This window comes from Streptomyces sp. DSM 116793, assembly GCF_057320905.1.
Genome location: NZ_CM170494.1, coordinates 7,800,879 through 7,814,650 on the forward strand (window position 1 = coordinate 7,800,879; position 13,772 = coordinate 7,814,650).

The following is a 13,772-nucleotide window of genomic DNA, read 5'->3' on the forward strand; positions in this document are numbered from 1 at the left end:
CCGCGCCATGTCGGAGGTGTGTGCCGTGTCCGGGGACTCCACGCCCACCGCGCAGCGGGCCAGCGGACTGGCCAGGGCCCGCGGTGTGCTGGGCATGGCGGCACCGGCACTGGGCGTCTACGCCCTGGTGCGCCTCGCCTGCCTGCTCGCGGTGGTGGCCGCGGCCTGGGCGGTGGACGGGCATCCGCGCAGCCGGCTGGCCGGCCACTGGGACGCGCTGTGGTACCAGCGGATCGCGCGCAGCGGATACGGCGTGATGACGCTGGCCGACGAGCACGGCGTCACCTACACCGACCTGGCGTTCTTCCCGCTCTATCCGGCCCTGCAACGGGCCGTCTCGACGGTCCTGCCGATCGGCGCGGCCAATGTGGGCCTGCTCGTCGCCTGGGTGTCGGCGGGAGTGGCGTGCTGCGGCATCCACGCCGTCGGCGCCCGCCTGCACGGCCGGCGGGTGGGCCTCATGCTGGTGGCGCTCTGGGGGTTCCTGCCGCACGCCGTCGTGGCGACCATGGCGTACAGCGAGTCGGTGCTGACGGCCTTCGCCGCCTGGTCGCTGTACGCGGTGCTGACCCGGCGGTGGCTGTGGGCCGGGTCCCTCGCGCTGCTCGCCGGGCTCACCAGGCCGAACGGCATCGCGGTCGCCGTCGCGGTCGGCTGCGCCGCGGCCGTGGCGCTGTGGCGGGAGCCCGGGTGCCGCGGGAACCCCCGGGTGTGGGCGGCACCCGTGCTCGCGCCGCTGGGCTGGCTGGGCTACGTCGGCTACGCGGGGCTGCGGTCGGGCACCCCGCTCGGGTACTTCCAGGTCCAGCGGGCGTGGGGGTCGCGCTTCGACTTCGGCCGCTGGACGCTGTGGTTCGCCCACCGGCTGGTCACCCGGCCGGGGTGGCTCAGCCAGTACGTGGCCGCGGCCCTCCTGGTGCTGGCGGTGCTCGGCCTGCTGCTGCTGGCCCTGCACCGGCCCCCGGCCGTCCTCCTGGTCTATGCCGCCGTGCTGCTGGTGATCGCGCTCGGCGGCTCCAACTACTTCGCGTCCCGGCCGCGTTTCCTGCTGCCCGCCTTTCCGCTGCTGCTTCCGCCGGCGCTCGCGCTGGCCCGGGCCCGGCCGCGGACCACGGCGGTGCTGGCGGGCACGCTCGCCGCGATCTCGGTGTGCTACGGCGCGTACCTCGTCGTCCTCGCCCCCACGGCGCCCTGACGCCACGGGGCGGGGCCCGGCCGTTGCGGGACGGGGCCCCTCAGGCCCGGTCCTGCGCGGGTGCCGGCCGGAACACCCACGTCCGGTACGACCAGAAGCGGAACGCGGTGGCGACCGCGATGCCGAGCGCCTTGACGAGGTTGTCCTGGAGGGCGCTGTCCCAGCCGAGCCAGTGCATGGCGGCGAACAGGCCCCCGTTCTCGATGACGAGGCTGGCCACGCTGAACGCCACGAACAGCGTGAACTCCCGGGCGGCACCCCGTTTGTCCCGGTCGCGGTAGGTGTAGTACCGGTACCCCAGGTAGTTGGAGACGATCGCCACGCCGGTGCCCACGACGCCGCACTGCACGGTGGACAGGGAGGTGAACGCCCTGCACAGGTTGAACGCCGCGAAGTTCACCACAAGCCCCAGGCCGCCCACCGCGCCGAACCTCACGATCTCCCGGAGCAGCGCCGGCAGCCTCCTTCGCCCGCCGCCGGCCGCGCGGGTTCCGCCCTTGCCGCGGTGTCCGGGCCCCTTGCGCATACCGGGCCCGGTCATCCGCCACAGGACCGGCCGCGCCGGGCCGTGGCGGGCGTGCGCTCCGGGCGGACGGGTGGAGCAGGGACGGCAGGGATGGACGGGCCCATGGCGACTCCCTCACCCGCGGTGATCAGTCGGTTCCACTATATGGGTACATATATGTCCATGCCTGCGGGGAGTGTGCGGCACGTCAGGCGAGCCGGTTGACCGCGCGGGAGAAGACGCCGGGGAAGCGCGCCGCGGTGGGGACGATCCGGGGCCCCAGCGCCGGGCGGCCGCGGAGCCACAGCAGCGCACAGGTCAGCGCACGGTACTGCCGCGACACCCGGCGCCAGGCCCGCTCGTACTCCTCCGGCCGGCCGGCGCGTACGCACCGCACCAGGTGCCCGGCCGCCTCGAGCGCCAGGGAGATCCCCTCACCGGTGAGCGCGTCCACGTACCCCGCGGCGTCGCCGACCAGCAGGGTCCGCCCGGCCACCCGGGCACGCACCCGCTGGCGCAGCGGCCCCGCGCCCCGGGCGGCCGTCACGGCGGGGCCCGGCAGCCGGGCGGCCAGCGCGGGGAACCGCGCGAGCTGCCGTTCGAACGGGGCGCGGTCGCAGGTCAGCACGGCGACCCCGACGAGACCGGGGCCCACCGGCGTGACATAGGCCTCCGACCGCTCCGCCCAGTGCACCTCCACGCAGTCCGTCCACGGCGGCACGGCGAAGTGCCGGCGCAGCCCGTACCGGGCCGCCCGGGTGTCCGGCGGGCCGCCGAGGCCGAGGCTCCGGCGGATGGGGGAGTGCAGGCCGTCGGCGGCGGCGAGGTAGCGGGCGGTGACGCCGGCCGCCGTGACGCCGTCCGCGTCCTGGCGCAGCCCGGTCACCCGCAGCGGCAGCACCGGCACGCCCAGCTCGGCGGCCCGGCGGGCCAGCGCCGCGTGCAGGTCGGTCCGCCGCACGCCCCGGCCCGGCCCGCCGCGGAACCGGGCCTCGGCCTGGTGGTGCGCGTCGACATAGCGGATGCCCCGCACGGCGTGCCCCGGCACGGCGACGCCCAGCTCCGCCAGCGCCCGGACGGCCGGGGGCATCAGGCCCTCCCCGCACGCCTTGTCCACCGGCACCGGCCGGGGCTCGGCGACGACCACGTCGAGACCGGCCCGGGCGGCGTGGATCGCCGTGGCGAGCCCCGCGGGACCGCCGCCGGCCACCAGCAGGTCGATCACGGCGCCGGGGCCGCGGCGGCCAGGGCGGCGTTCTCGCAGCGCAGCCGGACCGCCAGCAGCGGCAGGTTGGCCAGGGTGAAGCAGGCCGCGGTGAGCCAGGCGCCGTGCACCAGCGGCAGCGCGGCGCCCTCGACGACGACGGCGAGGTAGTTCGGGTGGCTCATCAGCCGGTAGGGTCCCCCGGTGACCAGCGGACGGCCGGGGATCACCAGGACCCGGGTGTTCCAGCGCGGTCCGAGGGTGGCGACGCACCACCAGCGCAGGGCCTGCGCGGCCAGCGCGAGCCCCAGCATGGGCCAGCCGAGCGCGGGCAGGAACGGCCGCCCGGCGGCGCCCACCTCGACCAGGCAGCCGGCCAGCAGGCCGGTGTGCAGCAGCACCATCACGGGATAGTGCCCGCGCCCGTGCTCGACGGCGCCGAGCCTGCGGCCGGCACAGGCGTTGCGGCGGGCGACCACCAGCTCGGCGACGCGCTCGCCGGCGACCAGCGCGATGAGCAGCGTGTACGGGGTCATCGCAGGGATGACCGACGGGAGCGACGAGGGGAACGGCGACGGGGCCATGGACGTCATCATCGGCGGCCTACCAGCGCAGGAGGACGAGTTCGGAGCAGAACCCCGGCCCCATCGCGACCACCAGGCCGGGCGTGCCGGCCAGCGGGGGGCGCAGCGCCAGGGTGTCCCGCAGGATGTGCAGCACGGACGCCGAGGAGAGGTTGCCGACCTCGGCGAGGGAGCGCCAGGACAGCTCAAGCGCCCTGGCGGGCAGGCCGAGGGCGTCCCGCACCGCATCCAGCACCTTGGGGCCGCCGGGGTGGCAGACCCAGGCCGTCACGTCCTGGGTCTTCAGGTCGTGGTCGGCCAGGAACGCCCGGACCTCCGGGCCGATCCGGCGCGCCACCAGGCCGGGCAGCCCGCTGCCCAGCACGATCCTGAAGCCGTCGTCCCCGATGTCCCAGCCGAGCAGCCGCTCGGTGTCCGGGTAGAGCCGGCTGCGGCTCGCCACCACGACCGGGCCGCCCGGCGGGCCGCCCGGATGGTCCCGGCCCACGGCGACGACCGCCGCGGCGCCGTCCCCGAAGAGCGCGCCGGCCACCATGCCGGCCGGCGAGTCGTCGGTGCGCTGCAGGGTGAGCGAGCAGAGTTCGACGGAGAGCAGCACCGCCACGCCGTCCGGCCGGCCGTCCAGGTAGTCGTGCAGGCGGGCGAGGCCGGCCGCGCCGCCCACACAGCCCAGTCCGAAGATCGGCACCCGTTTGACATCCGGGCGCAGCCCGAGGCGGCCCGCGAGCCTGGCCTCGATCGACGGGGCGGCGATCCCGGTGACGGACGTGGAGATCACCAGGTCCACGTCCCGCGCGCGCAGCCCGGCGGTCTCCAGCGCGGCGCGCACCGCCTCCTCGCCCAGTTCCTGCGCCACCTCGATGAAGCGGTCGTTGGCCTGGCCGAACCCGCGGAGGCCGGCATACCGCTCCAGCGGCAGGGCCAGCCGCCTCGTGCGGACGGCGGAGTCCGCGTGCAGCCGGTCGAACACCTGGCGCCGCTCCTCGCGCACCAGCCCCATGGCCAGCAGGGCGTCCCTGACCTCGTGCTGCTCGTAGCGGTACCGCGGGAGGACGCCATGGACGGCGACGATTCGCGTCATTCATTCACTATATAAATCAAAAGCGGCAAAGATATGAAATGACCATAAGTCAGTCATAGGTGCGCCGGGGAACCGTGGCGTTCCGTCAGGCGGCGGCAGCCGGACCTAGCATCGTGGCGTGCCGCGTCCCGGAAGCCGTACCGCCCCCCTCGGGGGCACCGGTGTGCCGGGCGCCCCGGGCTCGGGCGCCCCGGCTGCCACGGACGCGTCGGGTGCCCCGGGTGCCACGGACGCGTCGGGTGCGGTGGGTGCCACGGGCGTGCCGGATGCTCCGAACGTGTCCGGCGTGGCGGTGCCGGTGTCGGTGCCGCGGCGCGTGGCCGCCGGGCTGCGCGCTCTGGTGAGGGCCTGCCACCCGGAGCCCACGCTCGCCGTGACCGTCCTGACCACCGCGCTGGCGGCGGTCTCGGGACACCGCGCGCCCGGCTGTCTGCTCATCGCCTCGGCGGTGCTCACCGGGCAGCTCTCGGTGGGCTGGAGCAACGACCGCCTGGACCTCGCGCGCGACACCGCGGCTGCCCGCCGCGACAAGCCGCTGGTGACGGGCGCCCTGGCGCCCCGCACGGTGGCGCTCGCGGCGGGCTGCGCCCTCACCCTGTGCGTGCCGCTCTCCCTCGCGACCGGGACCGCCGCGGGCGCCGCCCACCTGGCCGGTGTCGTGGCGGCCTGGAGCTACAACGCCGGGGTCAAGCGGACGCTTGCGTCCTGGCTGCCCTACACCCTCGCCTTCGGCCTGCTGCCCGCCTTCGTCACGCTCTCCCTCCCCGGCCGGCCCTGGCCCCCGGCGTGGGCGGTCGCCGCGGGCGCGCTGCTGGGTCTGGGCGCGCACCTCACCAATGTGCTGCCGGACATCGACGACGACCTGGCGGCCGGGGTGCGGGGCCTGCCGCAGCGCCTGGGCAGGCGGGGCGCCCGGCTCCTCGGGCCGCTGCCGCTGCTGGCCGCCTGCGCGGTCCTGGCGCTCGGGCCGCCCGGTCCGCCGGGCCCCGCGGGCTGGGCCGCGCTCGCCGGCACCGCCGCCCTGGCCGCGGCCACCGCCCTGCCCACCGGCCCCGGCCACCGCAGCCGGCTGCCCTTCCTGGCCACCCTCGCGATGGCGGCCGCCGCCGTGGCACTCCTCCTGGTGCGCGGCGGGGCACTGGCCTGAGCGACCGGTTTCCGCCGCACGGAACATGGCGCTGTGCGGACGCCCTGGCAGCGGGACGCTGATGTCGGATTCCCGCCAGCCCCGGGGGCCGGGGACGGCCATGCTGGAGGCATGTACACGGACACCGAGCGGTGCGTGCGCGCCGTCCAGTCGAAGGACGCCCGGTTCGACGGCTGATTCTTCACCGCGGTGCTGACGACCGGGATCTACTGCCGGCCGAGCTGCCCCGCCGTGCCGCCCAAGGCCGAGAACATGCGGTTCTACCCGAGCGCCGCGGCCTGCCAGGCCGCCGGTTTCCGGGCCTGCAAGCGGTGCCGCCCCGACGCCACCCCCGGCTCCCCGCAGTGGAACGAGCGGGCCGACCTGGTGGCCCGCGCCATGCGGCTGATCGCCGACGGCGTCGTGGACCGCGAGGGCGTGCCTGGCCTGGCCGCCCGGCTCGGCTACAGCGCCCGGCAGGTCGAGCGGCAGCTCACCGCCGAACTCGGCGCGGGCCCGCTGGCCCTGGCCCGGGCCCAGCGCGCCCAGACCGCGCGGCTGCTCATCGAGACCACCGCCCTGCCGATGGCAGAGATCGCCTTCGCCGCCGGCTTCGCCTCCATCCGCACCTTCAACGACACCGTGCGGGAGGTCTTCGCCCTCAGCCCCGGCGAGCTGCGGGCCCGCCTGACGAAGGGGTCCGGATCTCCGGGGCCGTCCGGCCCTCCGCAGGGGCCGAGTGCCCCGCAGGGGCCCGGTTCCGCCGCCGGGAGCACGCTCACGCTGCGGCTGCCGTTCCGTGCCCCGCTCACCCCCGACAACCTCTTCGGGCACCTCGTCGCCACCGCCGTCCCGGGCGTCGAGGAGTGGCGCGACGGGGCGTACCGGCGCACGCTCCGGCTGCCGCACGGCCGGGGCGTGGTCGCCCTCGCGCCGGCCCCCGCGCACATCGACTGCCGGTTGACCCTCACCGACCTGCGCGACCTGCCGGTCGCCATCACCCGCTGCCGCCGCCTGCTCGACCTGGACGCCGACCCCGTCGCGGTGGACGACCGGCTGCGCGCCGACGAGGTGCTGGCACCGCTCGTGGCGAAGGCGCCGGGCCGCCGGGTGCCGCGCACCGTCGACGAGGCGGAGTTCGCGGTCCGCGCGGTGCTCGGCCAGCAGGTGTCCACGGCCGCCGCCCGCACCCACGCCGCCCGCCTGGTCGCCGCGCACGGTGAGCCCGTGGACGACCCGGAAGGCGGCCTCACCCATCTCTTCCCCTCGCCCGAGGCGCTGGCCGGCCTCGACCCCGAGCGGCTCGCCATGCCGCGCGGCCGGCGCACCACGCTCACCACGCTGGTCCGCTCTCTCGCCGGCGGCACGCTGCGGCTCGGCGCCGACAGCGACTGGGCCGAGGCCCGCGCCCGGCTCGCCGCGCTGCCCGGGTTCGGGCCCTGGACGGTGGAGCTGATCGCGATGCGCGCCCTGGGCGACCCGGACGCGTTCCTGCCGACCGACCTCGGTACCCGCCGCGCGGCCACGCTGACCGGCCTGCCCGGCACCCCGGCCGCGCTCACGGCGCGCGCCGCGGTCTGGCGGCCCTGGCGCGCCTACGCCGTCCAGTACCTGTGGGCCACCGACGACCACCCCGTCAACGTCCTCCCGCCGCTCGCGCCCGCGGCTCCCGCACCTCGCACGACCAGCAAGGACAGGTGAGACCATGACCACCACGACCCCGCACACCACGACCATCGGGCCCGTGCCCGGCCCCACGCCTGTGCCCGGCCCCACCGGGGGGCCCGCGTCCGCACCCGCCGAGACGCCCGCGCCCACCCGCACGACCGTGCCCGCCGGCGCCCCCGGGACCGTGCACACTCACACGGACAGCCCCTACGGCCGGCTGACCCTGGTCGCCACCGACGGCGTCCTGTCCGGCCTCTACATGACCGGCCAGCGGCACCGCCCGGCCGAGGAGACCCTCGGCGCGTACGGGGACCCAGCAAACGCCCCGTTCCATGCCGTGATCGCACAGCTCGGGGCCTACTTCGCGGGCGACCTCAAGGAGTTCGACCTCCCGCTGCACCTGGCGGGTACGCCCTTCCAGCGGCGCGTCTGGGAGCAGCTGAGGCGCATCCCCTATGGGGAGACGCGTTCCTACGGCGAGCTGGCCCGGGCCCTCGGCAGCCCGCACGGGTCCCGCGCGGTCGGCCTGGCCAACGGCCGGAACCCGATCGGCATCATCGTCCCCTGCCACCGCGTCATCGGCGCGAACGGCGACCTCACCGGCTACGGCGGCGGTCTCGCCCGCAAGCGGCGGCTGCTCGACGCCGAACGCGCGGCGGCCCTGTTCTGATCCGGCCCCGACGACCGCCGCCACCCCGCGGTCGGGGAAGGGCACGGGGTGGCGGGGTGCCCGGGAACGGGTACGGGCACGGGGGTGGCGGCGGTCGTCGGAGCCGCCACGGACCGGCGGAGTTGCCGCTGACCGGCCTACCGGGGCCTGTCCCGGCCCGGCGAGTCCGGCGGCACCGCGGGTTCGGCGCCCGTTGCGGTCAGTTCAGCACCTGCTGTGTGACGACGATGTGACCGGCGTCCGGGTCGAGGACCCCGCCGAGCCTGCTGAAGGCCCCGTCGGTCAGGTCGAGGCACTTGGGCTCCTGCGGGGTCTGCACGAAGGTGCCCCTGTCGTTGATGCGCACCACCAGCGACGCGCCGTTGGCGACGTTGGTGACCCGCACCTGCGTTCCGAACGGCAGCTGCGGCTGACGGCTCAGGGAGGTCGCCGCGGTGTCCGCGTTGTTGTCGAACAGCTCGCCGCTGGCCGTGAGGGCGCCGGGCGGCTGGGGTCCGTAGTGCGTGGCCCAGCACTGCTCACCGTCCTGCGCGGCACCGGGCGCGGTGCCGCCGGTCGCGGCCCCGGCGGGCAGCGCGGTGGTGAGGCCCGCGGACAGCACGAGCACGGCCACGGCGAGGGTGCCCCGCCATGGGGTGGAGGACGTGGGGGGTCGTCTCATGGGAGGGAAGGCCTTTCGGATAGGACCAACGGTGCATGAGAGAGGACGTGCGAGCCCTCTTCGCCGGAGAGCCGGAGGACCGGAGATCCGGAGGACCGGAGGGCCGGAGAGGGCGGTGTGCGCGGACCGGGTCGCCCGGGTCCGCGCACACGGCTGGTGCGGTGCGGTACCGCTCAGCAGTACAGGTTGTTCCCGGGGCTGACGCCGAGGATGGCGGTGAACTGCTGGTACTTGGTCACCCGGCTCTGTACCTGGGCGGGGTTCCTGTTGTCGCACTCCAGGGAGCCGTTGACGCTGCGGATCGTCTCGCCGAAGCCCGCCTGGTTGACCATGGCGTTGTGCGGGGTCATGGTGCCGGGGCCCGACTGCGTGTTCCAGTACCACAGGCCCGTGCGCCAGGCCACGGCGGCGTTGGTCTCCACCAGCCAGGGGTTGTTGAGCAGGTCGATGTTGAGGGCGTCACCGGCGGCCTTGTAGTTGAAGTTCCAGCTGAGCTGGATGGGGCCGCGTCCGTAGTAGGCGGCCTGGCCCGCCGGGCAGCCGTAGGGCTGGCCCGGGTCGCAGTAGTGCGGGTAGTTGGCGGTGTTCTGCTCGACCACGTACACCAGGCCGCCGGTCTCGTGACTGACGTTCGCGAGGAAGGCCGCGGCCTCCTGCTTCCTGACCGTGTCACTGCCGGTGTTCGCGAAGGCGGGGTAGGAGCTCAGCGCCTGGACGAGGCCGCTGTAGGTGTAGAAGCTGCTCCGGCCCGGGAACATCTGGTTGAACTGGGCCTCGGAGACGACGAATCCGGACGGGGTGCTGCCGCCACCGCTCGCGGGTGCGTTCCACTTCTGGTTCGCCCCGCCCGTGCAGGTCCAGATCTGCAGCCGGGTGCCGTTGGCGCTGTTGTTGTCCCGCACGTCCAGGCACTTGTTCGCGGCCGGGTTGACGATGTCGTGGGCGGCGGTGACCACCCACTGCTGGTTGGCGCTGCCCGAGCAGTCCCACAGCTGGACCGCGGCCCCGTCGGCCGTGCTCCGGTCGACGACGTCCAGGCACTTGCCGAGCGCCCGCAGGGTTCCGTCACCCGGGTTGGACCAGCGCTGGGCGTTGGTCCCGTTGCAGTCGTAGAGCTGCACGGCGGTGCCGTTGGCGCTGCTGGCCGCCGCCACGTCGACGCACTTGCCGGCGAGTCCGGTGATCTGGCCGTCGGCGGCCTGGGCGGGTACGGCGGCGAACAACGCGGCGATCAGCGCCGCGAGGGCCGTACACACCGCGAGGCGGCCGAGGGCCAAACGTCTGAGAAAGGTCGGTCTGACAGGAGGGGTGGACATCGCGAACGTCACTCCTTGGGTGTCATGAGGGAGAGCCGGGCTTTGTCGAGCCATACGACCGGAGGCGCTGCGGCCCTCGGGCCGCTCCCGGGACCACGGGCCCGTGGGGCGCCGAGGACCGTTGGAGCAGCGCGGGGCCGGAGGTGGAGCGGCCAAGGGCGGCTCCGTCGCCTTCCCGGCCGGACGAGTGGGGGTACCAACAGGTCAGGGGTTGCCGTGGGCAGCCGGAGAGACCGTGGGACCCTCCGTTTTTCAGGTCTAGACCATGTCAGGTGACTTCAGGCCCGTCAACGCTCACATTCAGCCAAGCGAGGAGAACGTGACGTGGACGCAGGCGTGAGAAGACCGCAACCGCCCAAGCCCACAGGACCCACCGCCCTGATCAGGGGCGCGGGGAACTGCGCGAACGAACCACGACGAAGCCCGCAGATGACTGCCGGCCTGATCAGGGGCGCGGGGAACTGCGCGAACGAACCACGACGAAGCCCGCAGATGACTGCCGGCCTGATCAGGGGCGCGGGGAACTGCGCGAACGAACCACGACGAAGCCCGCAGATGACTGCCGGCCTGATCAGGGGCGCGGGGAACTGCGCAAAAGAACCACGACGAGACCCGCAGACAGCCACCGGCCCGAAAGGGGCTCGCCGCGCTACTCGTAGCGCCCCGCCCCGAGCCGCCGCATCACCTCGGGCAACGCCGTACCAATCGGCTCCCGAACCACCTCATCGGCCAGCTCATCGTACGGAGTAGCCTCCGCGTTCACGATGATCAGCCGCGCCCCGTACTCCGCGGCGATCCCCGCGAGCCCGGCCGCGGGCTGCACCTGCAGACTGGTCCCGACGGCGACGAACACCTCACAGGCCTTGGCGATCGCGACCGCCTCACCCAGCACCGCTGGATCGAGCTGCTCGCCGAACATCACCGTCGCGGACTTCAGGATCCCGCCGCAGTCCCGGCACGCCGGATCCTCCTCGCCCGCCTCGACCCGGGCGATCGCGTCCGCCATGTCCGAACGCGCCCCGCACCCCGTGCACACCACGCTCCGCGCGCTGCCGTGCAGTTCGAGCACCTTCCGGGCGGGCAGTCCGGCGCGCTGGTGCAGCCCGTCCACGTTCTGGGTGATCACCCGCACCGGCACACCCGACCGCTCCAGCTCGGCGACTGCCCGGTGCGCGGCGTTCGGCTCGGCCCGCAGCGTGCGGTTCTTGCGCCGCATCTGCCAGGACCTGCGGCGGATCTCCGGGTCGTTCATGTAGTACTCGTACGTGACGAGCTTCTGGGCGTCGGGATCGCGCCGCCACAGCCCGTTCGGACCCCGGTAGTCCGGGATCCCGGAATCGGTGGAGATGCCGGCGCCACTCAGCATGGCGACAAGGGGCTTGTCCATGTGGCGAGGGTAGGGCGCCCGCCCGCCGGAGAGCGAGCGTCCGCCGGAGAGCGAGCGTCCCCGGCGGGGTGGTCAGACCGGTCGGTGGCCGTCCTCCAGCTCCACCGGGCCCGTGCCGCCGGCCAGGTTCTCCAGGGCGGCCAGGACGCGGCGGGTGGCCGTGGGGGAGAGGTGGGTGTGCAGGTCGTCGGGGTCCACCAGGCGCCAGGAGAGCAGTTCGTCCTCCTGGAGGCGGATCGCGGCGAGCTGTCCGGGGCTCAGCACCCCGCCGTCGTAGAGGTAGGCGACGAGGGGCGGGCGGCCGTTGCCGCGGACCCAGTCCACGGCGAGGAGCCGGCCGGGCTCGATGTCGAGCCCGATCTCCTCGGCCGTCTCGCGCCGGGCGCCCTGGCGGGGGCTCTCACCCTCGTCCGACTCGACCGTGCCGCCGGGCAGGCCCCAGCCCTCGCGGTAGTTCGGCTCGACGAGCAGGACCCTGCCCTCGGCGTCCCGGAACAGGGTGGCGGCCCCTGCGAGGACACGGGGCAGGCCCGCGATGTACGCGGCGAAGTCGGGGTCCACGTCGACCCCGGTGGCGTCCGGGACGGCGGGCGCGCCCGGACCGTGGCCGGCGCCGGCGGAACCCGTGGGCTCCGCGCCGGCCGTGGCAGGCGCTACGGGGTGGGTTTTCGGGTCGGCCTGGGCGTCGGCATCCGGAGCAGTCACACGGACAGCGTAGTCACTGCCCGCGTTCGGCACAGCGGGCTGGTGAGCGGGCGGGCGGCGCCCACGGGCGTACGCTCCGCGCACCACCCCGGAGCCCGCTCCCGCGCGTGCCGGCGGTTGCGCCCGGGCATGCGTGAGCCCCGCCTCCCCGGGCGGCCGTTCCCACCGCCCGGGGGCGTCGGGGCCGCTGCCGCCATGGGCAGCGGCCACCCGCGCCGGTTAAGGTCGCACCGGCGCGACTGCCCTGACGTGCGCGGAGCCGTCACGCAGGGCCGGATGAGCAAGGGGAATGCAACGTGGCGGACGCCGCAGTGACGAGGATCTCGCAGAGCGCGACGGCACCCGGGCCGGGGAAGGACACGGGTGATGACACCGGGACGGAGACCGGCACGGAGACCGGAGGCGGGACGGGCGACGGCCCCGGGACCCGGCGGGTTCTGATAGCCGCGGACAAGTTCAAGGGATCGCTCACCGCCGTGCAGGTCGCCGAGCGGCTCACGGCCGGGCTGCGCCGGGTGGTGCCCGGCCTGTCGGTGGAGGCGCTGCCGGTGGCCGACGGCGGCGACGGAACCGTGGCCGCGGCGGTCGCTGCGGGCTTCGAGCGGCGTGAACTGCCGGTCACCGGCCCGCTCGGCACTCCCGTGCACGCGGCGTACGCGCTGCGCGGCGACACCGCCGTCGTCGAGATGGCGGAGGCCGCCGGGCTCCAGTACCTGCCGCGCGGAGAGTTCGCACCGCTCACCGCCACCACGTACGGCGCCGGGGAGCTGTTGCGCGCGGCCCTGGACGCGGGCGCGCGCACCGTCGTCTTCGGGGTGGGCGGCAGCGCCACCACCGACGGCGGCGCCGGGATGCTCACGGCGCTCGGCGCGCGCTTCCTCACCGCGGGCGGTGCTCCCGTGGCACCTGGCGGAGGACCGTTGGGCACCCTGGCCACCGCGGACCTGTCCGGGCTCGACCCCCGCCTGGCCGGTGTCGACGTGGTCCTCGCCAGCGACGTGGACAACCCGCTGACCGGGCCGAAGGGCGCCGCGGCGGTCTACGGGCCGCAGAAGGGGGCGTCGCCCGAGGACGTGGCGGTGCTGGACGCGTCGCTCGCGCACTTCGCCGGGGTACTGGCCGGGGCCGTCGGGCCCCGGGCCGGGGAGCTGGCGCTCGCGCCCGGGGCGGGGGCCGCAGGCGGCATCGGGTACGGGGCACTGGTGGGGCTCGGGGCGCGCTTCCGGCCCGGCATCGAGGTGATGCTCGACGTGCTGGGCTTCGCGCCCGCGTTGCGGAGGGCCGGCCTCGTCATCACGGGGGAGGGGTCGCTCGACGAGCAGACGCTGCACGGGAAGGCGCCGGCGGGGGTGGCCGCGGAGGCGCGTGCCGCGGGCAAGGACGTCGTCGCGGTGTGCGGGCGGCTGGCGCTCGGGGCGGGGGTGCTGGCTGAGGCGGGCATCCGGCGTGCGTACGCTCTGACGGACGTTGAGCCCGATGTTCAGCGGTGCATGGTGGAGGCCGGGCCGTTGCTGGAAATCCTCGGCGAGCGGATCGCCCGGGACCTGTTGGTGTAACCGGCCCCCACGACCGCGCCGGCGCCGCGGGTCCGACCGCCCGTTTCTGCGCGCTCCCCGCGCCCCTTCCCGGCGGCCCTTCGGCCCTCGTGCGGTCTCGTTGCCGGCTGTCGG

The 13,772-nt window shown here is 75.2% G+C and carries 12 protein-coding genes and 1 pseudogene; 5 read left to right on the top strand and 8 right to left on the bottom strand.

Features of this window, described 5'->3' with window-relative positions; translation table 11 throughout:
• Window positions 1–25: 25 nt before the first annotated feature.
• Window positions 26–1,195: a hypothetical protein gene (locus ACSMXW_RS30650; RefSeq protein ID WP_485801091.1), complete on the top strand. Its 1,170-nt coding sequence runs from the start codon at window positions 26–28 to the stop codon at window positions 1,193–1,195.
• A gap of 40 nt (window positions 1,196–1,235) precedes the next feature.
• Here ACSMXW_RS30650 and ACSMXW_RS30655 read toward each other — a convergent pair whose 3' ends face one another.
• The 4 genes from ACSMXW_RS30655 to ACSMXW_RS30670 all read right to left on the bottom strand — a co-directional run bounded on the left by ACSMXW_RS30655 (window position 1,236) and on the right by ACSMXW_RS30670 (window position 4,569).
• Window positions 1,236–1,736, bottom strand: coding sequence for a GtrA family protein (locus ACSMXW_RS30655; RefSeq protein ID WP_485801092.1), 501 nt, complete (start codon window positions 1,734–1,736; stop codon window positions 1,236–1,238).
• 172 nt (window positions 1,737–1,908) lie between these two features.
• Entirely contained in the window at window positions 1,909–2,925 is a 1,017-nt protein-coding gene (locus ACSMXW_RS30660) for an NAD(P)/FAD-dependent oxidoreductase (protein WP_485801093.1), read from the bottom strand.
• Window positions 2,922–3,440: an isoprenylcysteine carboxyl methyltransferase family protein gene (locus ACSMXW_RS30665; RefSeq protein ID WP_485808425.1), complete on the bottom strand. Its 519-nt coding sequence runs from the start codon at window positions 3,438–3,440 to the stop codon at window positions 2,922–2,924. The genes ACSMXW_RS30660 and ACSMXW_RS30665 overlap by 4 nt, the downstream gene beginning before the upstream one ends.
• Before the next feature lie 67 nt (window positions 3,441–3,507).
• Window positions 3,508–4,569, bottom strand: coding sequence for a type III polyketide synthase (locus ACSMXW_RS30670; protein ID WP_485801094.1), 1,062 nt, complete (start codon window positions 4,567–4,569; stop codon window positions 3,508–3,510).
• Between the two features lie 118 nt (window positions 4,570–4,687).
• Here ACSMXW_RS30670 and ACSMXW_RS30675 point away from each other — a divergent pair, with 118 nt between their 5' ends.
• The 3 genes and pseudogenes from ACSMXW_RS30675 to ACSMXW_RS30685 all read left to right on the top strand — a co-directional run bounded on the left by ACSMXW_RS30675 (window position 4,688) and on the right by ACSMXW_RS30685 (window position 8,033).
• Window positions 4,688–5,716: a UbiA family prenyltransferase gene (locus ACSMXW_RS30675; RefSeq protein WP_485801095.1), complete on the top strand. Its 1,029-nt coding sequence runs from the start codon at window positions 4,688–4,690 to the stop codon at window positions 5,714–5,716.
• A gap of 111 nt (window positions 5,717–5,827) precedes the next feature.
• Window positions 5,828–7,396, top strand: a pseudogene (locus ACSMXW_RS30680) (AlkA N-terminal domain-containing protein).
• 61 nt (window positions 7,397–7,457) lie between these two features.
• Window positions 7,458–8,033, top strand: coding sequence for a methylated-DNA--[protein]-cysteine S-methyltransferase (locus ACSMXW_RS30685; protein ID WP_485808427.1), 576 nt, complete (start codon window positions 7,458–7,460; stop codon window positions 8,031–8,033).
• Between the two features lie 199 nt (window positions 8,034–8,232).
• Here ACSMXW_RS30685 and ACSMXW_RS30690 read toward each other — a convergent pair whose 3' ends face one another.
• From ACSMXW_RS30690 to ACSMXW_RS30705, 4 genes are all read right to left on the bottom strand, one after another.
• The gene (locus ACSMXW_RS30690; protein WP_485801096.1) at window positions 8,233–8,694 is read right to left on the bottom strand and encodes a septal ring lytic transglycosylase RlpA family protein; all 462 of its coding nucleotides are present in this window, start codon (window positions 8,692–8,694) and stop codon (window positions 8,233–8,235) included.
• Between the two features lie 173 nt (window positions 8,695–8,867).
• Complete coding sequence (locus tag ACSMXW_RS30695; protein ID WP_485801098.1) at window positions 8,868–10,010, bottom strand: glycoside hydrolase family 19 protein; 1,143 nt, start codon at window positions 10,008–10,010, stop codon at window positions 8,868–8,870.
• A 649-nt stretch (window positions 10,011–10,659) separates the two neighbouring features.
• Window positions 10,660–11,397 (bottom strand): SIR2 family NAD-dependent protein deacylase, encoded by a 738-nt coding sequence (locus ACSMXW_RS30700; RefSeq protein ID WP_485801100.1) that lies wholly within the window; start codon window positions 11,395–11,397, stop codon window positions 10,660–10,662.
• Window positions 11,398–11,469: 72 nt separating this feature from the next.
• Window positions 11,470–11,958 (bottom strand): NUDIX domain-containing protein, encoded by a 489-nt coding sequence (locus ACSMXW_RS30705; RefSeq protein ID WP_485808428.1) that lies wholly within the window; start codon window positions 11,956–11,958, stop codon window positions 11,470–11,472.
• 581 nt (window positions 11,959–12,539) lie between these two features.
• Here ACSMXW_RS30705 and ACSMXW_RS30710 point away from each other — a divergent pair.
• Window positions 12,540–13,658 (top strand): glycerate kinase family protein, encoded by a 1,119-nt coding sequence (locus tag ACSMXW_RS30710; protein WP_485808429.1) that lies wholly within the window; start codon window positions 12,540–12,542, stop codon window positions 13,656–13,658.
• Window positions 13,659–13,772 lie beyond the last annotated feature (114 nt).